Origin of the sequence: Streptomyces monashensis (assembly GCF_001866665.1) — a bacterium.
Taxonomy (GTDB): domain Bacteria; phylum Actinomycetota; class Actinomycetes; order Streptomycetales; family Streptomycetaceae; genus Streptomyces; species Streptomyces monashensis.
Genome location: NZ_MLYO01000052.1, coordinates 42,396 through 67,450, shown reverse-complemented (window position 1 = coordinate 67,450; position 25,055 = coordinate 42,396). Strand labels below are relative to the sequence as shown.

Below are 25,055 nucleotides of genomic sequence, written 5' to 3'. Positions count from 1 at the left end.
CTGCCCAGCGGTAAGCGGATGGCGTCTGAAGGAGGCCGTACACGTTGTGCGCCGACTTTCTCAAGCAGACGGCGGAGTCCCGGAGGTCATCGTGTCTGTCCTTCAGTCGCTTCGGTCGCTTTGGGTGCGGTGCTTGGGCGGGGCAGCGGCTGAAGGACCAGCGGCTCTGCGGCTCTTCAGTCGCTGGTGGAGAAGTCGGAAAAGTCGCAGGTCAGGATGCTGGAAGCGCGACCTCAGCGACTGAAGCGACTGGAGTTCGGGTATATGAGTACCTTCGTGTGCGCGCGTGTGCGTCATATATAGGAAGCTTCAGTCGCTTCAGTCGCTTCGGTGGTCTCGCTGTGCCGGTGACCTGCATATTTGATGGCGCATGGGGTCAGCGACTGACCGGGGTTCGGTCGCTCGGGGCTGTGTTGCGGTCGCTGGCTGCCGCGAGGCAGGGTTCGCCGCGACACGGTGTGGCTGTTGTTTCGCATGTGCTCCATGACCTGGTCGAGCCTGTTCGCTAGTCTGTGTCCGTCGTTGAGTCGCTTCAGTCGCTGATAGGGGGTGTGCATGACTGCTGAGCTGCGGTTTTCTCCCAGCGACTCAAGGCATCCTGCCCCTGGACGTTCAGTCGCTGACCTGTCTCTTGTCACCGCACGCTGGTGCGCGCGTCATGGCTGGCCAGTGCACCCCCTCGCCACAGGCGGCAAGACCCCAGCGGCGAACTGCAACGACTGCCGCACCCGCCCGCACGCCGCTGCGGAATGCCCGTGCCTGCCCGCTGGCCGGTGGTGTCATGGCTTCCACGCAGCCACTCTCGACCAGCGCCGCATCGAGAACTGGTGGGGCACCCACCCCGAGTTCGGCGTAGGTGTCGCATGCGGCCCGGCCGGCCTGGTGGTCATCGACATCGACGCCCACTCCACTAAGCCCCCCAGCCGGGACCGGATCCTGCCGGGCATCCCGATCGCCGACCACGTCAACCTCGCCGGCCTGGCCAACGGCTTCCATACCCTTGCTGTTCTGGCCGCTCTCCGCAGTCAGCCGAGCCCCGCCGACGACACCACGACCCTGCGAGTCCGTACCCCCTCCGGGGGCCTGCACGTGTGGTACCGGACCACCGACAGCCGCCGCTGGCAGTGCTCTTCGGGCTCCAGCCAGGGCCGTGCCCTGGCCTGGCAGGTCGACGTCCGCGCCCACGGCGGTTACATCATCGCTCCCGGCACCACCACCCGTCACGGCACCTACAGCCCCCTCGGCGCCATCCGGGAACCGGCCCCGCTGCCGGCCTGGCTCGCCCAGGAACTGGAGCGCACCGGCCACTTGCCGGCCGCCGTCCCAGCCCCCCGGCCGGTCCCGCCGCGAGCCTGGCAAGCCGTCCGCGCCGCGGGAGGGGGCCGCGACCAGCTCACCCGCGTCCTTGAAGGGATCCTGGCTCCCGTCCAGGAATGCGGCCGGGTTCCCGAAGGCGCCGGTTTCTCCGACGCCCTCAACCGGGCCGCCTACACCCTCGGCGGCCTCGTCGCCGCCGGCCGAGTTACCCGTGATGAAGCCGAACGTGTCCTCACGGAGACGGCGGCCGCGGTCCGCCCGGGCCAGGAGCGCCGCGCCGAGCAGATCATCCGCAGTGGCATGACCGAAGGCCTCAAGCGCCCCTTGCACGCCACCCAGGGGAGGCGTCCGTGACGACGCCCGGCAACGACATGCTCTTCGAGTTCAACCCCGAAGCCGTCGCCGCCCAGATCCGGGCCCAGGGCCCCGTTGCGCTGCCCGCGCAAGGGAACGCCGAGCGTACCCCCGCCGAGGCGACCGCCGACGGACTGCTGCCCGACACCCTCTCCGACCGCGGCAACGCGAAGCTCTTCGTCAAGCTGTACGCCAACGACTACCGGCATGTCCCCGGCATCGGCTGGTACCGGTGGGACACCACCCGCTGGCAGATCGATGAGGACGACACCGTGCTGTGGGCCGCCGGCGATCTCGCCGAAGCCATCGCCGCCCACGACCCCCGCGGCGTCTTCACCACGACCGCCCTGCACAAGCACCGCCGGCGATCCCTGTCGACCACCGGCATCAACGCCATGCTCACCCAGGCCAAATCCGCCCCGGGCATGGTCCTCAACGCAGCCCTCCTGGACGCCGACCCCTACGCCCTGTGCACCCCCGACGGCATCGTCGACCTGCACACCGGCCTGGTGAAAACCCCGGACCCCAACAAGGACTTCCACTCCCGCTGCACCGCCGTCGGCCCGGGGGGCATGTCCACACCGCGCTGGGACCGCTTCCTGGCCGACACCTTCGGCGACGACACCGAAGGCCGCGAGATGACCGGCTACCTACAACTGCTGCTCGGGTACTCCGTCACCGGCGACGTCGGCGGCCAGGTCCTGCCCTTCCTGTTCGGCTCCGGCAAGAACGGCAAGTCCGTGCTGCTGGACGTGCTGATGAAGCTGCTCGGCGACTACGCGGACGCCGCGCCGCCCGGCTTCCTCATGGCCAAACCGTACGAAGGCCACCCCACCGACCTCGCCGAACTCCACGGCCGACGCGTGATCGTCTGCTCGGAGGTCAAGCCCGGCGACAAGTTCGACGAAGCCCGCGTCAAACTCCTGACCGGCGGCGACCGGATCAAGGCCCGCCGCATGCGACAGGACTTCTTCAGCTTCGAACCCACCCACAAACTCTGGCTGCTGGGCAACCACCGCCCCGAAGTCGGCACCGGCGGGTTCGCCTTCTGGCGCCGCATGCGCCTGATCCCCTTCGAACGCGTCGTCTCCGACGACCGCAAAATCGACAACCTTGCCGACATCCTCGTCATGGAGGAAGGCCCCGGCATCCTCGGCTGGCTCATCGACGGCGCCCGCCGCTACCTGGCCGGCGAACGGGACCTGACCGGCCCCGAACGCGTCCGCATCGCCACCACCCGCTACGCCGAGACCGAAGACCACACCGGCCGCTTCTACGAAGAACGCTGCCGCATGGCCCCCGACCTGCGCGCCGAACAGACCGCGCTCTACTCCGCCTACACGACCTGGTGCCAGAATGAAGGAGCACCCGCCATCTCCTCGCGCGCCTTCGCCTCCCGCACCCGGGACCTCATGGGACTGGCCTCGCCCAAGGAGATGATCCTGTCCAACCAGCGCAAGCACTACCCAGGCATCGGACTGCTCACCGACGACGAGAGGGACCCCGACGCATGAGTTCCCTGATCACCGCGGACGAGATCAGCCACGAGGCCGAACTCGTCTGGCTCGAAGACATTGACGCCCTCGACTACGTCCGACAGAGCCTGGACCGCCTGCCTACCCGCAAAGGCCGCCCCGCCTATCACCGCGACGGCCGGATGGTCGGCTACGCCCTCCTGAGCACCGACGCCAAACCCTCCCGCGCCTCCGGCACCTTCCGCCGACGTGTCTTCTGGCTCCTGCCCCACGACCGTGACAGCCAGCCCGACGGCCTCTACGCCACAGGAGCCCCCGCCGAAGCGATCGACCCCCGCACCCTGGACGCTCGGGTCAAGGGCTACAAGACCGAGCGCTCCGAGGGCGGCCCGCCCTCCACCGCCATGCAGGAACTCGGCATAACGCTCCCGCTGTAGGCGAATCGTCCAAGGGCCACCGCGGACCAAGCCCGCCGGCGCGACCTGCTCGGCGAGGCGGCGTGAGATGGGGCGTGCCGGGACCTGTGACCGTCCAGAAGGGGATCGTCGTGTTCTACAGCTCCGCCGGGCCGGACCGTCCCGCCGATCGCATCTGGCTGGACACCCTGCGGGAGTACGGTCGTCCGGTGGCTGTCCTGGCCAGGCCGGAGCCCGTATGGCGGCGCCGGGTGGGCCAGAGATCGGTTGACGGCTTCCTCCAGCGCATCGACCTCGGATATTGCGAGGAGGGCACCATGCTGGTGCAGGTCACCAGCCAGCGGTGTTTGCCCGAGCACGTCCGTGTGTTCTCGACCTTGGAGCCCGATGCGCTCCTGAGCGAGTTCCTCCTCAACTCTTCGCCCGACGGACCGATCTGTCGGCCAGGCGAGCTGACTGCCGGAAGGGGCCGGCTGGTCGTGGGCGGATCGGCGGTCGAGGCTCAGCGGCTCACCTGCGGCGAGTACATAGCCACCCTTGCCGCGATCGGGGAGGAGACGGTTGCGGTCGTCAGCACCGCCGCCCTCCACGAGCAGGCCGTCCACCTGTTGCTCGACACCACTGCCAGTCCTGGCTGAGGCCAGATCACGCCGCCGTCGCGGGCGAGGGTGTCAGTTCAGCCCGAGGGACTGCAGCGCGGTGGTTCAGTTAGTGGCGATCGCGTTCTGTGGTGCAGCTGTCCGTTCGGCAGATCGTCTGCGCCAGGTTGGCCTGCTTCATCGCTGGCGAGGTAGCACCTGGGGTGCATTTCAGATCCGGCGGCGGCCCGGCGGGGGTTGCTGTTGCGCCGTGTACGTCTTCTGCGGGCCGGCGCCCACGGCAATCTTCCCTGTCGAAGGGCCAAGCAGCGCCGAGGCTTACGAGAAGGCCGAAGACGACATCGGGTGGTTCTTCGCCGAGCGGTGCACCTTGATTCTCTCTAAGCCTTTTGCCAGCAGCAAAGCGCGGTGGACTAGGTCAGGGCCATACATGGCTTCGGCGGAGGGCCGTCCGAGTATCTCGACGGCGGACGTGATGAGGGCCGTCTCCCCCTGCATGTACTCCGCCCGGGCAGTGGCGCGCAGCACCTGAAGGTCCGCGTCGGTCAAGTTCTGAGAGGTGGCAGGCTCGGAGAGCGCGTCGTCATGCCTGGAGGGGGCGAGGGTGGCGGCGATGGCGTCGGCGACGAGGCGCTGGACTGCGTGGCTGCTGGGTGCCAGCCAGTCTGCGCTGCAGTGTTCGCTGCGTTGCCGAACGGTCTGGATGCGGTGGCGGCGGGCGGCTTCGGTGGCCGTCTGCCACTGGGCGACGGCGTCTGTGCGCTTCGCCGGGGTGTCCAGGATTTCCTCGGCCCTGTGGAGCAGTGTGGCCAGGAATCCGGAGGCGCGGCGGATTCGGGCGGTGTTCTGGCAGCGGAAGTGCAGCCATCCGCGGACTTCCTGGGCAGTCCAGCCGGCGTCGGCGACATTGCGTATCACCCACGCGATGCGGGGCACGGAGCAGCCGCGCAGCCAGTCGACCTGCACGATGAGTTCTCGTGCCAACTGGAAGCGACGGCCTACGTGGTTGGTGGAGCGGTGTGCGCCGGGTTTGGGTTTGTTCGGGGCGGTGGCTCTGTACTTGCCGTGTTCGAGCTTGCTCTCAGGGGGGACGGTAGTCACACCTGCAGAAGAAGAACTATCTGCACTACCCCCCTTTGGGGTGCAACGCGAGGGCCTGGAGGCACGGGCTGGCGAGAGGCGGGGGCGGCGCATGACTTTCTGAGCTGTTCTCGCCAGTCGCTTCATGAGCGAGCGGCCTGCCTGGCCGATGCCGGTCAGTGTGCGGATGAGTCGAAGGCACGGACGGGTTGTCAGGTGCAGCGCGGTATCGAAGGCCTCGGGGATGACCCGGACGAACTCCGAAGCACGGCCGCCTTCTTTGGCCACACGGGTGCCTTTGGACCTGTAGGCGAGCAGCCCTGCTTCCCGGAGGATGGCGAGGTGGTACTGGATCGTCCGCTCGCTCAGCTTCAGGATACGGACGAGGTAGCCGACTCCGGGTCGGCACGGCGAAAGGCGGGCCAGTTCGACAGCGATCCGCAGAGTGGTCTCCCCGACCTTCCGCGGGCCATGTGCGCGGGCCGGCCGGTAGGCGTCCTGGAGCTGGACCCAGCACACGGCCTGCATCCAGGAGAATCCGTCCGGGGCGAACCGGCCAGAAGTCGTAGCGGCCCACTGCTCAGCGGCAGCGACCCTAGAACGGGCGGCCCCGAGGCCGGGTTCCTGCGGAGTCTTGATCGGAGGCACGTTGATCCGTTTTCGGGTAGCGCGAAGTAGACCCGCGGCACATTGGGTTGCTGCGGGCCCTGAGGGGATGGGTGAGAGTGGCGCCGTTGTGGATCAGTGAGCTGAGCTCACAGACGCCCGCGCGGGGACCTTCCTTGACGGGGCGCGGTTGGTGCGGGCTACCTTGGACGCGGTCTTTTAATATGGCCGTATCACACGGATGCGGGCTGGCGGGCCGGGTGCCGGGTCGCGAATGACGTTGCGGGGCTGGGCCGGGTTGGCGGCTTCCTCCGTGACGATCTTGGCCGGGTTCCGGATCTGCGACCGGCTAAGGCGAGTGCGAAGCTGCACATGGTGTTGCGGCATACCCGAGACGAGCATCTCCAGGGCGTCAGTCTCGGCCTGGAGATGGCTGTTTCTGTGCGAGGTCTGCTTGGCGGCTGGCCGGACGGCGGTCTTCTCGGGCCTGGAGCCAGTCGTCCGGTCGCGTCCACCGTCTTGATATTGGGCAGTGGGCGTCGCAGGCTCATGGGCCTCCGAGGACGGGGTGTCGGCAGCCGACGGCAGGGGTTCATCCGTGCGGTTCACGATGATGTCTTTCCGGGCGTGGGGGATGATTCGCGGCAGCGTCGCGTGCGCTACGTCCCGATATCGTTGATTTGCTCTTCAGGGCGGCACGCGGCTGGCGATGCTGTGCGTGTCGTGTTGATGCGGGAAGGGCTGCGATAGGTGGCGTGAGCCAGAAGGGTTCTCAGTTGTGATCTGAGTCACTCGGATGGACGAAAAATATCGATCGGTTGATCTGTTTGTCATCATGTGAAGAATCCGACTTAAAGATCAACATCGATGAGCCGGGCGCACCCTTTACTGCGGGTGCGCGGTCCGACGATGAGAGCGGCTGCCCGGAGCCCCCCGAGCACGACCGGGCGAACTGGAGCGAAAGTGAAGCATCGCCAGGGAAGGCGCGCGCCCCAGCAGGACCGAGGCAGGCGAACGCGGATGGCACTGCTCGAAGCGGCTGCCCACGTTTTCGCCGAGTCCGGATTCGACGCGGCGAGTACGCGCGACATCGTGACGGCCGCTGGCTTGCAACAGGGCGCTCTCTATCACTATTACCCGGGTGGCAAGCCGGAGTTGGCTGAGCACGTCGTGGAGCTGGGCTTCCATATGTACGCCGCCCCCGGCAGCGAGCCGACTCATCCCAATGGGCTTTACCTGCAGATGGTGGTTGACGCCTCGATCGCGCTGGGGTACCGCACGCCGCGTGACAAGTTCGCGCAAGCCGCCGCTCGCCTCGCCACCGACCAGGACCAGCGGACCTTTGGTGTCCTGTGGAATGCGTACATCCCCAGGGTGAGCGCCATCCTGCAACAGTCGAGTGAACATGGTGAGCTCCTTCAAGGGGTGAGACCGGAGGAGACGGCGATCACCTGGGTGGAAGCGTTCGTCGGTGCAGACATCAGGTACCGGAAGCGGCTCGCAGAGATGCCTGAGGCGATCTCCCGCCTGAACCAGACGATCGTGCGGGGTATCGCGACGCCGGAGACACTGGTGCTGCTGGACGCCTCGGTCGAGCGGGGCGCGCTTCTGTACGAGTTGGAAGAAGAGGCGAGAGCGGCCTCCGACTCGGCCGAGACCGTTGCGTAGCCGCTGGCGATGAAAGTCGGGAGATCCACCGCCTCCTGCTGGACAAGCGACTGCGAGGAAGTCACCTCCCCTGCGTTCAATGGCGAGCGGTATCGAGCGGGACCCCTGGGCACGGGTGTCAGCGCAGGCCGAAGGGCAGATGCTGCCGACTGGGTGGCGCGCGTGAGGTCGGATCCGGGCCCGTGACGCTTCCTCACGATCGATTCGTCCAGGAGCTCGTAGATCACCGCGACTTGGGCGGCCGGCTTCTCTGTGCCGGCGTCCGTCGCGAAGAGTCCGGCACTCGCAGGCTGGAAGGCCTCGCACTTGTCGGCGTGGGTTGCGAGAACCGCGGTGATCACATGCAGCGGCACCTGCCGGGCGTATGCCCTGCTGCGTAACACCCACGACGGGTTCGCCTGCTGATTGGACCCGGCTGAGCAGGTCGTCGACCATGCCGGCAATCGGCGGGGCGATGTCGTTGACCAGAAGCTGCCCAGACGGCCCGTCGCTCGCGGTGGCCCTGTCGGACACTTCGCCGGACACGAGCACCTTCGCGGCAGACCCCAGAGTCTGATGGGCCGCCGCTTCCGCGAGATTGCCTTCGCCTGACGCGCCAAGCCGGAAGGGGTAACGGCTGCCCGTGCCAGCACTGAGCATGGATCTGCTGCTCCCTGCCAGATGAGGGTCGGACGCAGTCCGGCTCTCAGGCGTGACCAAGATCTCAGCGTCACACACTCGCCGTTCCGAACCGACCGCATGATTTGATTTGATGACCAATGGATCACGATGCGTGGCCAGTTGCAACGTCAAATCGGTGTGCACACTCCAACTGTGCACAAGAGCACGGGCGCATAAGGGGGAGTTTTGACCGTAATTTCCCGAAGTACGGTATACAGCGACGTACTGCGTAGCTACCGGTCCAAACTGAGTCCCGAAGTGGCTGGCCTGCCAGCGACATCAGGGCGAGGGCGGCTGACGCAAGGGCAGGTAGACGTCGCACTTCACAACGGGTTCGGCACGTACCAGAAAGTCGAATCAGGCGCTCTGGTTCCCTCGGCCAAGTACCTTCGGCAGGTCGCAGAGCTGTTCGGGCTGACGCCGTTCGACCTCCAGGTCGCGCATGCATCCCTCACCGGGACCGAACCGGTCCCGCACCCGAGTGAGCGCCCCTCCAGCCCGTGGGCCCAAGTCATCCAAGGGCAGAGCCAGATGGCACTCGTGCTCGACTACTCAGGTGCACTCATCGCGGTCAACGCGGCTGCAGAGGGCTTGTTCGACGGCGAGCCCCCTGCCAACTTCTGGCACTGGATGCTCTCGCCGGCCGGACGCCAGTGCTTGGGCACCTGGGAAGAAGACTGGGCCCCATACGTCCTTGCCGAGATTCGCCGTGCGCAGGCCCGGCATCCCGCCGACCCCGGTCTTGAGACGCTTCGGACTGAACTCGGGTGCCATGGCTACCTGCAAGGCATGGAGCCGGCCCGATGGGGGTTCACCGCAGAGCCCCGGACCATGCATCACCCTCGCTGGGGAACCGGGCACGTCCAGTACCTGGCCGCCCAGATCGAAGGGTCCTCAGGCCAAATGGTCACGCTGCCGTTCACACCGGCCTGACCAGACAGAACGGATACCGCACGGCATGTACAAACTCGTACCGGACGACCCTGTCTGGGCCACCGCGTTCTCCCAGATCGAAGACGAGATCCTGCACCCCCTGCTGAGCTATTGCGGACAAGTACTCGAGCGCCCCGACGCGGAAGACCTGGACACAGCCTACGGCGCATGGTTCAACATCTCGCGGCGACTGCCACCGGCAGTCTGGCGACACTGCCCAACGGCGACGGGCGCTTCACCCGCCGAGACCTACGCTCTGGAATCACCCTCTGGTGCCCCGCTGACCCCGATGTGGGTCATCGACATCGTCCCCGCAGACCTGAACGCGCTCGCCGCATGGCATGAACGCATGCGCGAAGACCAAGACATCCTGGATGCGCTCAGACTCGCGGCCACAGGTCCCGTCGATACTTTGCTCTACGCCTACGGCAGCGCCGTGAGGGCACTCAAAATAGAGGCGACCCAAGATCTCGTGCACGCCCTGCGTCACACCCTCGCCCCAGGCGTGCAGAGGCTTTCACTCACCGAAAGTGGCTACCTCGCATACAAGGATCACTGCCAGCAGTTGGTGGAGGCAATACATCCACATGACAAATGGGCCCAAAGGCACCACTACCACTGCTGGTACTCCGACACGGCGTCCTAGGGACTGCGATCTCGGGCCGCTGCTGAGCAGAGTCGGCAAGACCCTGCTCAGCGTACCGGACGAGTACGAGCGCAGCCGTAGCCGTGTGGCCGGACGAAAAACTGGCCGCGATCCGTTCGAACGCCAGTCAGCTCTGGGGCACACGGGTCGTTGCCGTCGCTGCACCCCCGTCTCGACGAGGACCAGCGGGTCAGGATCCTGGCCACCAAGCCGTCCATCCGCCTCAGCCAACCTCGCCTCGGTAGAACGGGGCTTGTGGGCGCTCTGCTCCTGGGGCTTACCGCGCGACCCTGACCGCCTCGTGCCAACGCTCACATCGTCCATCACCGCAGCTGCCAGGCGCTCAGTGCTCCTGTCCCCGGCCACGGCGGCGGTGACCGCAATCGCAGGCCACGGTCACTGCTCCGTGCCGGCAGCCATGATCGGATGGCTGAGGAGCAGCCTCTCCGAAACGGCTTGCCCGTTGGCGAGAACCAGACCGTGAGGCGCGAGCTCGTCGATCACGTCCTCGATCGTGTCCGGCAGCGCCAGCACCTGGCCGCTCTCCAGGCGACCTGCGGCGAGGAGGTCCCCAGAGTGGTCGGCGATGTGACGCAGCGCGAACAACCGGTGGAGGGCGTACAGGAGGCGTCCGGTCTGGCGGCGGGTGGTCTGCCGAGCGGCCGTCAGCAGTCCCTCGGCTGCGAGATAGTGGGCGTGGGCGTCGACCAGTTGGAGCACGGGCAGCACGGTGCGGTCGAGGACGCCGCCCGGGCGGGGGCTACGGCTGCGTACCCGGGCGCGCTCGTGCCATATGCGCTCGGTGTCGGCGAGTAGGTCTTGCAGTGCCTCGGGGCTGTTGAGATCGCTCGGCCCGGGGCGAAGGGGCTTGGGGGTGTAATTACCCAGAAGCATCTCCATGCCAGCCTTTACCCAAATGACCTTATTATCGCCTTCGGCGGTTATGGCGCCCTCACCGGCCGCGAGCTGGCCCGCGATGCCGTTGGCGAGGAACAGGCCCTGGGCGCCGCAGCGCTCGCGGCACTCGGTCATCACCTGGCGACCGCGCCAGGTGATCCAGCCCTTGGTGATGGCTGCGAGCCGCTCGGCGTCGTCGCGGTCGGCCTCCGTGACGGCTTGTTCCCATTTCCGGACGGCGGTGCGGTGCAGGAACGTTGCGGCGTAGCTGGTGGCCAGGGCATCGATAAGGGGGGCATGGTGACTGCGGTGCTGCCACAGCGGGACAGTGCCGCGCCGAGTGCCGCTGGAGGTGTGCCGGCTGTGGGCGTAACGGACGGCGACAGTCAGAGCGTGGCGGGTGGCGCCCAAGTGGTAGGCCTGCATGCACAATTTGCCGACGGTCACCCGGCTCACTGAGGCGAGGAATCGCTTGCGAGCACTGCCGACAGTGCTGGTGTAAACGCCATCGGGCGTCAGGCGGCCATGATCGGCCTGGAGCATCGCCTCGTGCGGCAGACGGACGCCGGCGAAGGTGGTCATGGAGTGGTCGACGGGGGCGCTCGTTGTCTGCGGGAGGCGTTCGATGGTGATGCCCGGCAGGCACTGTCCGGTTTCGTCGTGGAGCGGAACGAGGAAGAGGTGCACACCCTGGTCCTGCGAGCCGGTGATCAGCCGGGCGGCGACCAGGGCTGTCTTGGGGCCGCCGACTGGGCTGGTGTTAGGCATGAACTTTGCGGCCTCTGGCCGTGGTGTGTGCAGGATGAACTCACGGCTGACCGGGTCGTAGGTTGCGGTGGTCTCCATCAGCGCAGCACTGTTGCCGTGGGCCAACTCCGTGCACAGGTAGACGCCGATGCGGTCCATGTCCAGGAAAGGGCGCAGGTCGTGCGCTCCCTTGGCATCCAGCAGGCTGCCTAGGACGAGGTTGTAATGGATGCTGAGGATCGTGCCGAGTCCTGGGTCGACCGGGCCGACCCACTCATGCAGGGCTGTGAGACGCGTTGCGTCTCGCGGGAGGATTTCGGGGCCGTCGCCATCGTTCACTGACTTGTTGACGTGCCGTAGGCGCTCGTACGAGAGCGCCATGCGTTCCTCGGGCGGTAGCTCGCGATGGTGGAATATGGGGTTGCTGAACAGATCACGCCAGGGCGCGTGGACCTGGTCGAACCGGCCCTCGAAGAGGACGCGTGTAAGGTCTGCCGTAATGTCCGTTGCAACTGATTCGTCCTGCCGAGAGCGCTTCTGAATGATCACGCTGCGGACGATAGAGCATGCGGAACAAGCGCTTCAGCATGATCATTCACACGATTGAGGGCGCCGGGAGTGAGGTACGTACCCAGCACTCTGGCTCCGGGCACATACGCTCTCGCCCGATCTGAGCATCGATCCTGGTGGTTGGCGAGGCTAGCGGGTGCCGCGGGGATGACGTGCACGACGATCAAGGAAGTGGCACGTCGCAACTGCCGCTCCTTCTTCGCCTTGAACGGGCCCCGATCTCCTATCTCTGACCCACGGTGCAAAGTAGCCGCGGGGGCTACTTGCCTCCCTCCAGCTGCCGTGGGACGCGGGAGTTCCGCAGCTCCTTGAGGTCGGGGATGTGGTTGTAGAGCGTGCCGACGGAGACGCCCAGGATCTTGGCGATGGTGGTGACGCTGTTCTCTGGGTTGGGCAGCATGTCGCGGGCCGCGCGGATGAGGTCCTCGTTGACGACCGTGGGGCGTCCGCCGACCTTGCCGCGGGCCCGGGCGGCGGCAAGGCCCTCGTGGGTGCCGGCGACGATTAGTTCGCGGATGAACTCGGCGAGCGCGGCGAAGACGTGGAAGATCAGGCGCCCGCCGGGGGTGGTGGTGTCGAGCGCCTCGTGGAGGGACTGGAAGCCGATACCGCGCTCCCGGAGCTCGGCGACCATGTTGACGAGGTCCTGGAGGCTGCGGCCGTAGCGGTCGAGCGAGGGGACGACGAGGGTGTCGCCGGGGGTGAGGAAGGCGTGGCACGCCTTCAGCTCGGGGCGCAGGTCGTTCTTGCCGGACTTCTTGTCGGCGAAGATGCGGCGGCAGCCTGCTGCGTTGAGTGCGTCGATCTGGCGGTCGAGCTTCTGCCCACCGGTCGAGACCCTCGCGTATCCGATCCGGATGTCGGTGAGGACGGCGGGCGAGGGGGTGAGGAGTTCGGACGGCTCCAGGGACGCGTTCATGCCCGGATCTTCTCAAGAAACGGTGTTCACCGGGTTGTTGAAGAGCAGGGTTTCTGAAGGAGTTTTTGAAGGCGTGTCACGCTCGTTCGATCTTGAACGCCGGACCTTCAGAAAACGATGGTTTGTTGAAGCCGGTGTTCGCTTGACGCGCGTCTGCGGGTGTCGGAACGAGGTGGCTTGGCGGCCTCGGGGATGGTCTCTTGTCATAACTGGTTTGTAATGCAAAGCTGACTGCGTGACAGACGCATCGGTCCCCTCGCCGGACACCCTCCAAGAAGTCCTCGCCAGCCTTGGCGACTTGACCCGCCGAGTCCGCTCCGCCCAACGCGGCACCTGGTTCCCCCTCCTGCTGCTCGGCGCGCTCACGCTGGGCGGAATCCTGGTCGGCCGCTTCACCTTCAAGGTCGAGGCCGTTTCCTGCCCGGCGGGCGACGCCGCGGCAAGCAGCGGCTGCACCCTGATCACGCAGGGCTCGCCGGTCTACTGGACGCTCGGTCTCGCTCTCGCCTACGCCGCGACGGCGTTCTTCTACATCCGCCGCTCCCGCAACCGCGGAGTCGGCACCCCGGTCCGGCCGTACATCCTCACCGGGATCGCCCTGGTCGGCCTGGTGGCCGCCACGACGTTCTGGAGTATCCGTCAGGGGATGGTTCAGCCCGGCGACACGGTCGATCTCTGGGGCCTGCATCTCGACCCCGCCTCCGGGGTGACGATGTTCCTCGAACGGCTCACCGGACCGGCCGCAGCGGTGGGGCTGCCGCTGCTCGTGCTGTCCTGGGTGGAACGCAGCCGCGCCCTGCTGCTGCTCACCGTGGTGTACCTGGCCATCGAGCTGGTGCCGCTCACCGACGGCTGGGCGGGGATTCCCGTCACCTCGCCCTGGTCCGCCCTGCCCCGCTTCGGCGTCCCCGGCTTGCTGCTCCTGCTCGGCGCCCTCGGTTTCGGCCTCGCCGAGCTGCCCGGCAAGCGCACCCGCTCATGAGCGAGCAGAGCGACCAGCACCCCGTCACCGGCCTGGACGACGTCGTCCACCAGCGCGTTCGCCTCGGCATTCTCACCGTCGCCCACCAGGCTCGCCGTGTCGAGTTCGGCTTCCTGCGCACGGCGCTCGGACTCACCGCCGGAAATCTCAGCCAGCACCTGGCCGTCCTGGAGAAGGCCGGGCTGATCCACATCGAGAAAGGCTACGAGGGTAAACGCGCCCGCACCTGGCTCTCCCTCACCCCCGCCGGCGACCGCGCCCTCCAGGACGAGGTCACCCAGCTCAAGCGACTCATCCACCAGATCGAACAAGGCAGCTCGGCTCCGAAGTCCTAGCGCGGACCCCTGGGACCCGTGTCCGCCGCGACCGGCTCGCACGGGAGCAGCAGCATGCCGCACACCATCCAAGAAACCTGGGGAGGACATGTGACCACGCCGTCGGTCACCAACAAAACGAACATGACGCGCCGCCGTATGCTCCAAGCCGCGCTGGCCGCTGGGGTCGTGGCCGGCGTGCCGCTCGGCGTCGCACGCCCCGCGTGGGCGGATCCGACCACCACCTCTGGCCCGGTACAGCTCAAACTGCCCACGCCCACCGGACCGCACCCGGTGGGCACGGCATCACTGCACCTCGTCGACACCTCACGCCCGGATCCCGTGGCCGGCCCCGGGCATCACCGCGAACTGATGGCTGGCGTCTGGTACCCCGCCCGTGACGTCCACCGCTATCCGCTCGCGCCCTGGGCGTCCCCCGCCGTGCTGCGGGCACTGCTCGCGAACGCAGGGCTCCCGGCCGATGCCGCGACGGCGCCGCTCACAGCCGGCCACGAGGGCGCCCCGGTGCTGCGAACGGGCCGACGCCTGCCCGTCATCGTGTTCTCGCACGGCGCGCACGATCACCGTGCGGACACCACCATCGTGGCGCAGGAACTCGCCGGCCACGGGTATGTGGTGTTCACGGTGGACCACACCTACGACGCGTTCAGCGAATTCCCCGACGGCCGGCTCACCGTCCCGGCACAGGGCCCGCCATTCCTGGGGGCACGGGACTTCGCCACGGACATCCGGTTCGTGCTCAACCGCATCGAGGACCTCGCCGCCGGGCGCAACCCCGACGCCGATCAGCGGTCGCTGCCGGAAGGTCTGCTCGACGCCCTCGACCCGCATCGCATTGGCATGTTCGGCTGGTCAAAGGGTGCGACAGCGACCGCCCTCGTCATGAGCCAGGACCAGCGCGTCCGAGCCGGGCTGAGCCTCGACGGCCCGATGCAACCGACGGTCACCACCGACCTCGATCGGCCGTTCATGCTGATGACCGCCGCGTACCCCCGGGCCACGCAGCCGAGCGTTGCCGAGTTCTGGTCGCACCTGCGGGGATGGCGGCTCAACGTTCAGGCCGAAGGTGCGGTCCACTACTCATACGGCGACTACCAGGTACTGATCCCGCAGCTGGCAAAGGCCGTCGGGATGAGCGACGAGGAGCTTCGCAGCTGGATCGGCACCCTCGATCCGGCCCGGGCGGTACGGATCCAGCAGGCGTACCCGCTCGCCTTCTTCGACCTGCACCTACGGCACCGCCGGGGGCACCTGCTCGACGGCCCCAGCGCGGCCTTCCCAGAGGTGAAGTTCCTTCCGTGAAGCGGAGCCGCTGTGGTCTCCAACAGCCTCGCGCAGGCCAGGCGGTGGCGGGACTCGTGGACGGTGGGCTGCCGGTTCATCAGGCGGCTTAGGCGCGCTCAGCACTGCTGAGGAACAGGCCAGTTCCTACGGAGGCGTTCATCGCTTCGCTGTCCGTCCCCGGTCGTCGACATCCGCCGGCGACCGGGGACGTGGCACTTGGGCGGGCGGCAGGTCGAGGCGCTTGTTCATGTCCAGGCGGAAGGTGCCGTACGGGTTGGGGCCTGACCCCAAGGCCGGGTAGTTAAGGAACTTGCAGGTCACGCAAGGGAGTCGGAAGGCTCTGGCATGACGGCAGCCGTGTAGATGCCTCGGCTGGGTTTTCTGAAGCTGCGCCATCTTGAAGTGGCTGGTGAGGGGTCTGGCGTGGCGCTATTCCGGGGTGCTCATGCTCGTCGGGGGCGGCAGTCTGGAGTGTAGATCGCCTGTCAGTAGGTGCTATTGCAGCTGGTCGTGTCGGAAAGCCGTTCCACCCCGCGGGGAAGATCGCGTAGTGTGCCCCGGTCGTTGAACCGGAAGGCGGGTGATGGACATGGCACCTCAGGTGGTGACACATGATCAGTTGACGAGGGCGGCGCGGGCCGCCGTGGGCGGCGGACGGTGGCTGGAGGCGGTCGAGCGGCTCGCCGGCGGCACCACGAAGGGCGTATACCGCCTGACGATGGACGACGCCACGACGGCGATCGCCTACGTGTGGGAGGAATCGGAACACTACTGGCCTGCGACCGAGAGCGACGGCGACCTGGCCGATCCGTTTTCACCCGGGGTCGGCCTAGACCTCTTCGCGGCCAGCCACGCCCGGTTGAGCACCCTCGGCCTACGGGTCCCCGGTATCTATCTCGTCGACCGTGACCGCACCCACTACCCGGCCGACCTCGCGATCGTGGAGGACTTCCGCGGCGGGAATCTGATGGACCTGTTCAACCGCGATCCGCGCGCCGCCGCGCCGACGATGTCACGCCTGGCCGATGCCCTGGCGGTGATGCGAGGCCATCGAGCGACGTCGTTCGGCAAGGTTGCCCACATCGATGCAGGGGGGACGTCCCGGGCGGCGTCGTGCCAGGAGGCCGCTCTCGACTTCGCGTTGCGCTGCCTCGCCGAGGCGGCGTCCCGCGACCGCAGGATCGCCGACGCCCAGGGCAGGCTGGAGGCGCGGCTGCGCGGACTCGCCGCGATGGTGCGACCGCGCGCCGAATACTCCCTCGTCCACGGCGAGCTGGGCCTGGACCATGTGCTGGTGGACAGCGGTGGCAACCCCGTCGTGATCGACATCGAGGAGATGCTGTACTTCGACGTCGAGTGGGAACACGTGTTCTTGCAGCTACGCCACTCCGATAGCCAGTACCGGCCGCTGGCGGTGGAGAGCCTCGACGCGGACCGGCTGGCGCTCTACAAGCTCACCCAGCACCTGTCACTGACGGCGGGCCCGCTCCGGCTGCTCGACGGGGACTTCCCGGATCGGGCATTCATGCAGGGAATCGCCGAGCACCACTTGAACGAGGCGCTGGCTCTGGTCTCGGCTGCCTGAAGCACAGCGCCGTGGGCCGAGCAAGTCGGCAGCCCTCACCAAGACAGCTCCTCCTCAGCGGTGAACTTCGAGGTTCGTCAGGACGAGCAGGGCGCGCAGCAGGCAGGTGGCGCGGGCGGGGTCGGTGCGGAGCTTGGTGAGGATCCTCCAGTTTTTCAGGTGAGCGAAGCCGTGCTCTACGGGCGCGCGTCCGGCGGCGAGGACCCGGTTGGCCTCCTTCTCCGCGGGGGTCAGCCTGCGGGCGCGGGTGGCCTTGAAGCCGGTGACGACCACGGGGTCGTCCGGGTCGTCGTCTAGGCCGAGGAAGCCGAGGTCGGCCAGGGCGCCGAGGCTGGCGGCCCGCAGGTGGGCCAGGATGTGGTCGCGGCGGGCGGCGGTGATGTCGTGGGTGCGGCCGGGCCGGGCGGCGGAGATCCAGACGAGGCGGCCCCGCTCGTCGGTCAGGGCCAGGACGTGTAGGCCGTGGCGATGATGCTTACCGGAATAGTTCGGGCGGTTGTTCCGGCCGGTGCGGCGCTGGGTGGGGATGAGGGTGCCGTCGAGCAGGACGACCTCCCCGCCCCGCTGTGCGATCGTCTTCAGGGTGCGGTCCAGCCGCGCGGCTCGGGCGGCCAGCAGCGCGAGCAGCTCGTCCCGCCAGCGTCGGACGGTGGTGGCGGAGACGTTGTTGCCGCCGGCCATGTCGGCCAGGCGCTGGTCGTGCCGCAGCAGGGCCAGGACGATCACCGCGATCCTCCCGGGCGGCAGCGCCCGCCACCGGGACCGTATTGCCTTCAAGTGACGTCGCAGCAGGTCGGCGAGGTGGTCGACGGTGTGCGTGGACAGCGGCAGGCGGCACTGGTAGACCAGGGACACGGTGTCCCCGGCGTGCTCTTTGGTTTTCGTCACACAATTCCAACGGCCGTCGGGGGCACCCAAGTTACGTCCCAGCCGCCGAGCGGCGCGGTCACGGGCGGACGGTGAACTTCCCGTCAGGCCGTTTGTGCAGCCAGCCGCGGTCGGCCAGCTTCGTCAGCTTCCCGCGCAGCGGCTCCAGCTTCCCTCGCACCCCGACCTCCAGGCCCAGCGCCTCGCCGATCTGCCGGGTTGCGACCGGGCCTGCGGCCTGTCGCACGGCGGCGAGGATGCGGAGGTACTCCGGTGGTGTCGGGGTACGGGGCCAGCCAACCTCGTACGCCGACACTGGATCATGAGCCGGTACTTCGGCCGCTTCAATCCTGCACGTCAGGACAATTGGGTGTTCGGTGACCGCGACAGCGGCGCCTACCTGGTCCGGTTCGCCTGGACGAAAATCATCCGGCATCAGCTGGTCAAGGGCGGGGCGTCCCCGGATGGCCCTGCTCTGGCCGACTACTGGGCCGACCGCCGTCGCAAGGGCGCTCCACTGCCGCTGGACGGGGCCACCATGCGTCTACTGAAGTCGCAGACGGGCCGCTGCCATCGGTGCGGGCAACTGCTCCTGCACGCAGACCGGTCCCCGCAGTCCCCAAGGGAGTGGGAGCAATGGCTCCGCACCACCCGGAAAGCGATCAAGACCCAACACATCGCTTACCAGGGGACGAAGACGCCGGACGGGGTTCAACTCCGCCTCACCCACGCCTCGTGCCGTCAACGCCCATCCATGGACGGCCACGAGGAAACCCTGCACACCGGAGAGCCTTTGAGGCTTGCTTGAGCCGTATGCGCGGATGACGTGCACGTACGGTTCTGAGGGGGCCGGGGTCCAGCAATGGACTCCGGCTACCCGACAAGCGTATCGGGTCGTATCCGTGTGTCCGCGTTGAGGGCGGCGGTCGTGCAGTGGTCAGCCAGGCCGGTGGCGTGCTGCTGGTCGAGACGGTCCGCAAGACCGGGCTGGACCAGGCGATATCGGCGGCTCTGACGCCGTGGCGGAAGCAACGGGCGGTGCATGATCCGGGGAAGATCCTGCTGGATGTGGTCCTCGCGGTCGCGCTCGGCGGGGACTGCCTGGCCGATGTCGGGATGCTGCGAGCGGAGCCGGGCGTGTTCGGGCCGGTGGCCTCCGATCCGACGGTTTCCCGCCTGGTCGACACTCTGGCCGGGGCCGGACCGAGGGCCCTGGGGGGCGGTCCGGGCCGCGCGAGCCCAAGTCCGCCAACATGTCTGGAAGTTGGCTGGTTCCTCGGCGCCGGATGCCGACGGGCAGGTGACCGTGGACCTGGACGGGGTGCTTGTGGTGGCGCATTCCGGGAAGCAGGACGCCGCTGCGACCTGGAAGAAGACCTTCGGGCACCATCCGCTGATGGGCTTCGTCGACCACGGCCGGGGCGGGAGCGGCGAGCCGGTCGCGGGCCTGCTGCGACCCGGCAACGCGGGCAGCAACACCGCCGCCGACCACATCACCACGGCCCAGCTACCCAAACACCATCGACGTGCCCGGCGGACACTCATCCGTCCCGACTCTGGCGGTGGCACCAATGGGTTCGTGGCCTGGCTTTCCGCCCGCGGCCGGTGGCTGTCGTACTCGGTCGGCATGACCATCACCGATGCCGTCCACCAGGCCGTCCTGAAGGTCCCCGCGTCCGCGTGGACACCGGCCGTCGAGCCGGACGGCGAGGTCCGCGACGGTGCCTGGGTGGCCGAACTCGACGCCGGCAGCGACTGTCTGAAGGGCTGGCCCAAGGGAATGCGGCTGATCGTCCGCAAAGAACGCCCGCACCCGGGCGCCCAGTTGCGCTTCACCGACGCCGACGGGCTGCGTTTGACCTGCTTCGCCACCAACACCACCGGCCAGAAGACCGCCCGGCTGGAGCTGCGGCACCGCCAGCGGGCCCGCGCCGAGGACCGCATCCGCGCCGCCCGCGCCACTGGCCTGCGCAACCTGCCTTTGCACGAGCGCAGAACCAGATCTGGCTGGAGATCGTCCAGATCGCCCTGGACCTGCTCGCCTGGATGCCGATGCTCGCCCTGACCGGCACCGCCCGGCTCTGGGAGCCCCGACGCCTGCGACTCCGCCTGCTCTCCGCCGCCGCCCAGCTGGTCACCACCGCCCGCCGCCGGCACCTCAGGTTCGCCCGCCACTGGCCCTGGACCGACGTGATCACAGAGGCCATCCAGCGACTCGCAGCCCTTCCCAACCCCGGCTGACCAGCACGTTCCCGTCCCTACGAGTAGCACCGCCCCGCCGGAGCCGTGGAACCCGGCGCCCACCCGATGCGACAGTCGGGCCGCCGTCACACCCGAAGAACACCGCCGAACGCAAATGGGTGCGGTTCCGATGAAGTGAAGGCCCAGCTGGGAGAACGAGGGGCGACCGGGGCTGTGTTGGGGCCTGCTGTTCTCTACCGTGGTGGTGGAGGTGGAGTCGCGGATGGGCTCGCTGTTCGAGGAGTTGGAGGCGCGGGAGGCGGCTGCCCTGCACCGGGTGGAGGAGTTGGAGGCCGAGGCCGTGGCCCTGGCCAGGAGGCTGGAGCTGGCCCGGGAGGGGCTGGTGCGACTGCGGATCGCGCGGGAGACGGTCGCCGAGGTGCTCGCGGAGATGCCCCCGGAGGCGAGCGCCGCGACCGCTGGTGCTGAGCGTCCGGCCGAGGCTGAGCCTGTGGCGTCAGCGTATGCGGGGGCCGAGCGGCAGGTTGTCGGGGTGCTGACGGTTCCGCGCTGGCAGCCCGGCATGAAGGCGGACGCCCTGCCGCGGGATTACCGCGACATCGTGGAGGTGGTCGCGGATGCGCCGGGACCGGTCCGCGCGAAGCAGGTGGTGCCCAGGATCGGGCTGCCGGCCGAGGCCGGGAAGATCGAGGGCACGCGGTCGAAGATGAAGCGGCTGGTCGAGCGGGGCTGGCTGGACGAGGACACCCCCGGGCTCTTCACGGTGGCCCGCCGGCGCCTTGCCGGATCGCCCAACTCCCGCTGACGGCAGGGCTCTTCCACACCTACATTCGAAGGTGCCACCCTTGTCGAATGCAGGACGGGAAGAGCCCCGGAGATGCCAACATACGAAACCCATGCCCCCGCTGACCCCTTTGCCCGCTCCCTGACCGCCTTCGAGGCGCTGACAGCCACGCTGTCGGGCAGCGTCGCGCGTGCGTGGACCCACGCCGAGCTCGAGGACCACCTCGAAGCGGTCGGCCGGGACCTGCTGCGCCAACTGCTGCAGGACCACCTCGACCAGCGCGCCCGGATGGAGGAGATGCAGCTCCGCGCCGGGGCGGAAGCGGTGGTGGTCGGCCCGGAGGGAAGAGTGCGGCCGTGGCGGGAGGCGGGTCACGGGCGTCTGCTGGCCACCGTGTTCGGGCTGGTCCGCGTCACGCGGATCGCCCACCGCGGCCCCGGTCTGGGCAACGTCCACCCCGCCGACGCCGCGCTGTCGCTGCCGGCGGGCCGGCACTCTGCGGGACTGCGGCGGCTCGCGGTCCGCGAGGCCGTCCGCGGCTCGTTCGACCAGGCCCACGACGCGATCGAGCGCCGTTGCGGGAACGTGCTCGGGAAACGCCGACTGGAGGAACTCGTGGTCGCCGCCGCGGTCGACGTCGACACCTTCTACCGCACCAGGATCCCGATCCCGTGCAGCCGGGAGATGCCGCTGGTCATCCAGGTGGACGGCAAGGGCGTCGTCATGAGGCCCGAGGCCTTGCGCGAGCCGACCCGCCGGGCGGCCGCGAAGGCCGCGACCGCCCACCGGGGCCGGCTCGCGCCGGGCGAGAAGCCGAACCGGAAGCGGATGGCCACGGTGGCCTGCGTGTTCGACACCCGCCCCGCTCCCAGGCGTCCGCACGACGTGATCCATCCGCCCGGCGGCCGCAGCGGCGAACGCCCCGCCCGCCCCGGCCCCCGGGCGGAGAACAAGTGGTGCACCGCGTCGCTGGTCAGATCGCCCGAGCAGGTCATCGCGGACGCGTTCGACCAGGCGGAGGCGCGCGATCCGCAGCGGCTGCGGCCGTGGGTCGTCCTGGTCGACGGCGCCCGCCACCAGCTCGACCTGATCGAAGCCGTGACCGCCCGCCGCGGCGTCACCGTGCGCGTGCTACTGGACTTCGTCCACGTCGCGGAATACACGTGGGCGGCCGCCCACGCCTTTCACAAGCCCGGCAGCACCGAAGCAGAGGCCTGGGCGGCCGAGCACCTGACCATGATCCTGGCCGGCCACGCCGACGATGCCGTCCACGCGATGACCGCGCAGGCCGAGCGGGAACAGCTTCCCGCCGCCCGGCGCGAGGCCGTCACCGCCTGCTACCGCTATCTGACCGGGCACCTCGACCAGCTCCACTACGACACCGCCCTCGCCAACGGCTGGCCGATCGCCACCGGCGCGGTCGAAGGCGCCTGCCGCCACCTGATCGCCGACCGCCTCGACATCACCGGCGCCCGCTGGGGCCTGGCCGGCGCCGAAGCCGTCCTCCGGCTCCGCACCGTCGTCGCCAACGGCGACCTCGACCCCTACTGGCACCACCATCGTGTCCGCGAGCACGACCGCCTTTACCCCAGGAGCCGCCAGCACGACTTCACCCTCACGAGCTGACGATCCATCCAGAAGGAACCCGGAGGCGGCCGGACCCTGTCTGATCACCAGCGGCATACTGCCTCCATGTCGTCACTGCGCCGCCCGGCACCGCGCCCCTGCGAGAGCTGCCCCTACCGACGCGACGTGCCCTCCGGTGTCTGGGCGCACGACGAGTACGAGAAGCTCCGCCGCTACGACGCCCCGACCGTCGAACAGCCGCCCCGGCTGTTCCAGTGCCATCAGGCCGAGGCCGACAGCGCAGTTGCCCGCATCTGCGCCGGCTGGGCCGGATGCCACGACAGCGCGCACCTGCTGGCGCTGCGGATCGGCATCCTCGAGGGCAGCATCGACGAGAGGACGTACCAGGCCGCCATCGAGTACGAGTCGCCAGTCGCTCTGTTCGCCTCGGGCAACGAGGCCGCCGACCACGGCCAGGCCGCCATCAACGATCCCCACGAAGAAGCCGAACGACTCGTCGCCAAGATCACCCGAACCCGCCAAGACCTCCAGACCTGACCCCGCTTCACGGCTCCGAAGACGAAGGCATAGCGTCCGTCACTTGAGCGGAGCCGCACCCAACGCAAATCGGCCGCCAGCAAGAGCTGACGGCCAATCACGAAAGATCGAGGTTAGGCTGTTGTGGCCGTGGCCGGGGGGTAGCCGCTCTATTGTGGTTATCGGCAGCACCCCCAACGGGTTGCGTGCCGGTCGCAACCGATACGCTAGAGGATCCTGTCTGCGGGACCTAGCGCCGCCACGGCGCGGGGCCCTCGATTCAAGGAACTGCGAGCCTTGTTCGATACTCTCTCCGACCGCTTGGCGAACACCTTCAAGACCCTCCGGGGCAGGGGAAGGCTCTCCGAGGCGGACATCGACGCCACCGCGCGCGAGATCCGCATCGCCCTACTCGAGGCGGACGTGGCGCTCCCCGTCGTGCGGGAGTTCATCAAGAAGATCAAGACCCGTGCTGTCGGCGCCGAGGTCTCCCAGGCGCTGAACCCCGCCCAGCAGGTCATCAAAATCGTCAACGAGGAACTCATCGGCATCCTCGGCGGTGAGACCCGCCGACTGCGCTTCGCCAAGACCCCGCCCACCGTGATCATGCTCGCGGGTCTGCAGGGTGCCGGTAAGACCACCCTCGCGGGCAAGCTCGGCCGCTGGCTCAAGGCTCAGGGCCACTCGCCGCTGCTCGTCGCCTGTGACCTCCAGCGCCCGAACGCCGTCAACCAGCTGAGCGTCGTCGCCGAGCGTGCCGGCGCCGGTATCTTCGCCCCAGAGCCGGGCAACGGCGTGGGCGACCCAGTCCAGGTCGCGAAGGAATCCATCGAGTATGCGAAGTCCAAGGTCTACGACGTCGTCATCGTCGACACCGCAGGACGTCTCGGCATCGACCAGGAGCTGATGCAGCAGGCCGCGGACATCCGCGACGCCATCAGCCCCGACGAGGTCCTATTCGTCGTCGACGCCATGATCGGTCAGGACGCGGTCAACACTGCAGAGGCGTTCCGCGACGGCGTCGGCTTCGACGGTGTCGTGCTCTCCAAGCTCGACGGCGACGCCCGCGGTGGTGCCGCGCTCTCGATCGCGCATGTCACCGGCAAGCAAATCATGTTCGCCTCGAACGGCGAGAAGCTCGATGACTTCGACGCCTTCCACCCGGACCGCATGGCGTCTCGTATCCTCGGCATGGGCGACATGCTCACGCTGATAGAGAAGGCTGAGCAGACCTTTTCGCAGCAAGAGGCCGAGAAGATGGCCTCGAAGCTGGCCTCCAAGAAGGGCCAGGACTTTACCCTCGACGACTTCCTGTCCCAGATGGAGCAGGTCAGGAAGATGGGCTCCATCTCCAAGCTGCTCGGCATGCTCCCCGGCATGAACCAGATCAAGGACCAGATCAACAACCTCGACGAGCGTGACGTCGACCGCACGGCCGCCGTCATCAAGTCGATGACCCCGGCTGAGCGCCAGGACCCGACGATCATCAACGGCTCGCGCCGCGCTCGTATCGCCAAGGGTTCCGGTGTCGAGGTCAGCGCGGTCAAGAACTTGATCGAACGGTTCTTGGACATGCGCAAGATGATGTCCCGCATGGCCCAGGGCGGCGGCATGCCGGGGATGCCTGGGATGCCTGGCATGGGCGGTGGCCCGGGTCGGCAGAAGAGGCAGCCGAAGAAGGCCAAGGGCAAGCAGCGTTCCGGCAACCCGATGAAGCGCAAGCAGCAGGAGGAGGAGGCCGCCCGCCGCTCGGCTGTTGCCGAGGCCGGCGGCGCGCTCGGGCTGCCCGGTGCGGCCCAGCAGGGTGGCAAGGACTTCGAGCTCCCCGAGGAGTTCAAAAAGTTCATGGGCTGAACCCACGGGTGGGTGCTGCCTATCGCGTCGGCGAGCACGGCTGGGCATATTGATCCGCCGTGGTCGCTGACGATGTTGAGGCCCGTCGGCTGGGCTCTCCGGTTGCCGGTCCCACAGTATGCCGCCAGGCGATGTCGCGCCTGGTTGGTTCGGCAGGTGACGACATCGTTGG

The 25,055-nt window shown here is 68.1% G+C and carries 21 protein-coding genes and 1 pseudogene; 17 read left to right on the top strand and 5 right to left on the bottom strand.

Going from position 1 to position 25,055, the window contains the following annotated elements:
- The first annotated feature begins 669 nt into the window (after positions 1-669).
- From BIV23_RS29175 to BIV23_RS29160, 4 genes are all read left to right on the top strand, one after another.
- Positions 670-1,671 carry a bifunctional DNA primase/polymerase gene (locus BIV23_RS29175; protein WP_071383969.1) on the top strand — a complete coding sequence of 334 codons (1,002 nt, stop codon included), beginning with the start codon at positions 670-672 and terminating at the stop codon, positions 1,669-1,671.
- Between the two features lie 17 nt (positions 1,672-1,688).
- The gene (locus BIV23_RS29170; RefSeq protein ID WP_071383976.1) at positions 1,689-3,185 is read left to right on the top strand and encodes a DNA primase family protein; all 1,497 of its coding nucleotides are present in this window, start codon (positions 1,689-1,691) and stop codon (positions 3,183-3,185) included.
- Positions 3,182-3,583: a DUF6009 family protein gene (locus BIV23_RS29165; RefSeq protein ID WP_071383968.1), complete on the top strand. Its 402-nt coding sequence runs from the start codon at positions 3,182-3,184 to the stop codon at positions 3,581-3,583. Before BIV23_RS29170 ends, BIV23_RS29165 begins: the two co-directional genes overlap by 4 nt.
- Before the next feature lie 110 nt (positions 3,584-3,693).
- Positions 3,694-4,200, top strand: coding sequence for a hypothetical protein (locus BIV23_RS29160; RefSeq protein ID WP_143079135.1), 507 nt, complete (start codon positions 3,694-3,696; stop codon positions 4,198-4,200).
- A gap of 279 nt (positions 4,201-4,479) precedes the next feature.
- On the opposite strand, the gene BIV23_RS29155 is transcribed toward BIV23_RS29160, so the two are convergent.
- On the bottom strand, positions 4,480-5,769 hold the full coding sequence (locus tag BIV23_RS29155; protein ID WP_107471292.1) for an ArsR family transcriptional regulator: 1,290 nt from the start codon (positions 5,767-5,769) through the stop codon (positions 4,480-4,482).
- A 1,098-nt stretch (positions 5,770-6,867) separates the two neighbouring features.
- Between BIV23_RS29155 and BIV23_RS29150 the strand changes: the two genes are divergently transcribed.
- The 3 genes from BIV23_RS29150 to BIV23_RS29140 all read left to right on the top strand — a co-directional run bounded on the left by BIV23_RS29150 (position 6,868) and on the right by BIV23_RS29140 (position 9,754).
- Positions 6,868-7,515, top strand: a complete 648-nt coding sequence (locus BIV23_RS29150) for a TetR/AcrR family transcriptional regulator (protein WP_071383965.1) — start codon at positions 6,868-6,870, stop codon at positions 7,513-7,515.
- A 1,191-nt stretch (positions 7,516-8,706) separates the two neighbouring features.
- Entirely contained in the window at positions 8,707-9,108 is a 402-nt protein-coding gene (locus tag BIV23_RS49755) for an MmyB family transcriptional regulator (protein ID WP_143079134.1), read from the top strand.
- 25 nt (positions 9,109-9,133) lie between these two features.
- Positions 9,134-9,754 (top strand): hypothetical protein, encoded by a 621-nt coding sequence (locus BIV23_RS29140; protein ID WP_071383963.1) that lies wholly within the window; start codon positions 9,134-9,136, stop codon positions 9,752-9,754.
- 396 nt (positions 9,755-10,150) lie between these two features.
- Here the strand turns inward: BIV23_RS29140 and BIV23_RS29135 are convergent, their stop codons facing one another.
- Complete coding sequence (locus BIV23_RS29135) at positions 10,151-11,947, bottom strand: acyl-CoA dehydrogenase family protein (protein ID WP_245790688.1); 1,797 nt, start codon at positions 11,945-11,947, stop codon at positions 10,151-10,153.
- A 280-nt stretch (positions 11,948-12,227) separates the two neighbouring features.
- The gene (locus tag BIV23_RS29130) at positions 12,228-12,887 is read right to left on the bottom strand and encodes a recombinase family protein (protein WP_071383962.1); all 660 of its coding nucleotides are present in this window, start codon (positions 12,885-12,887) and stop codon (positions 12,228-12,230) included.
- A gap of 235 nt (positions 12,888-13,122) precedes the next feature.
- On the opposite strand from BIV23_RS29130, the gene BIV23_RS29125 reads away from it, so the two are divergent.
- The 4 genes from BIV23_RS29125 (at position 13,123) to BIV23_RS29110 (ending at position 17,073) form a co-directional block, all read left to right on the top strand.
- Positions 13,123-13,869, top strand: a complete 747-nt coding sequence (locus BIV23_RS29125; RefSeq protein ID WP_143079133.1) for a hypothetical protein — start codon at positions 13,123-13,125, stop codon at positions 13,867-13,869.
- Entirely contained in the window at positions 13,866-14,204 is a 339-nt protein-coding gene (locus BIV23_RS29120; protein WP_071383960.1) for a winged helix-turn-helix domain-containing protein, read from the top strand. The genes BIV23_RS29125 and BIV23_RS29120 overlap by 4 nt, the downstream gene beginning before the upstream one ends.
- A gap of 123 nt (positions 14,205-14,327) precedes the next feature.
- Positions 14,328-15,506, top strand: coding sequence for an alpha/beta hydrolase family protein (locus BIV23_RS29115; protein WP_245790687.1), 1,179 nt, complete (start codon positions 14,328-14,330; stop codon positions 15,504-15,506).
- A gap of 565 nt (positions 15,507-16,071) precedes the next feature.
- The gene (locus BIV23_RS29110) at positions 16,072-17,073 is read left to right on the top strand and encodes a phosphotransferase family protein (RefSeq protein ID WP_177240077.1); all 1,002 of its coding nucleotides are present in this window, start codon (positions 16,072-16,074) and stop codon (positions 17,071-17,073) included.
- A gap of 54 nt (positions 17,074-17,127) precedes the next feature.
- Here BIV23_RS29110 and BIV23_RS29105 read toward each other — a convergent pair whose 3' ends face one another.
- Entirely contained in the window at positions 17,128-17,961 is an 834-nt protein-coding gene (locus BIV23_RS29105; protein ID WP_071383958.1) for an IS5/IS1182 family transposase, read from the bottom strand.
- Positions 17,962-18,019: 58 nt separating this feature from the next.
- Complete coding sequence (locus tag BIV23_RS29100; protein ID WP_245790686.1) at positions 18,020-18,187, bottom strand: hypothetical protein; 168 nt, start codon at positions 18,185-18,187, stop codon at positions 18,020-18,022.
- 75 nt (positions 18,188-18,262) lie between these two features.
- Here BIV23_RS29100 and BIV23_RS29095 point away from each other — a divergent pair, with 75 nt between their 5' ends.
- The 6 genes and pseudogenes from BIV23_RS29095 to ffh all read left to right on the top strand — a co-directional run bounded on the left by BIV23_RS29095 (position 18,263) and on the right by ffh (position 24,883).
- Complete coding sequence (locus BIV23_RS29095) at positions 18,263-18,748, top strand: hypothetical protein (protein WP_143079132.1); 486 nt, start codon at positions 18,263-18,265, stop codon at positions 18,746-18,748.
- Positions 18,749-18,828: 80 nt separating this feature from the next.
- Positions 18,829-20,181 (top strand): annotated as a pseudogene (locus BIV23_RS29090) (IS1380 family transposase).
- 223 nt (positions 20,182-20,404) lie between these two features.
- On the top strand, positions 20,405-20,947 hold the full coding sequence (locus BIV23_RS48985; RefSeq protein ID WP_107471291.1) for a hypothetical protein: 543 nt from the start codon (positions 20,405-20,407) through the stop codon (positions 20,945-20,947).
- A 72-nt stretch (positions 20,948-21,019) separates the two neighbouring features.
- Positions 21,020-22,552, top strand: a complete 1,533-nt coding sequence (locus BIV23_RS29080) for an ISKra4 family transposase (protein ID WP_071383954.1) — start codon at positions 21,020-21,022, stop codon at positions 22,550-22,552.
- Positions 22,553-22,618: 66 nt separating this feature from the next.
- Positions 22,619-23,050, top strand: coding sequence for a DUF6283 family protein (locus BIV23_RS29075; protein WP_071383953.1), 432 nt, complete (start codon positions 22,619-22,621; stop codon positions 23,048-23,050).
- Between the two features lie 276 nt (positions 23,051-23,326).
- The gene (ffh, locus tag BIV23_RS29070) at positions 23,327-24,883 is read left to right on the top strand and encodes a signal recognition particle protein (protein ID WP_071383952.1); all 1,557 of its coding nucleotides are present in this window, start codon (positions 23,327-23,329) and stop codon (positions 24,881-24,883) included.
- The last annotated feature ends 172 nt before the right edge of the window (positions 24,884-25,055 follow it).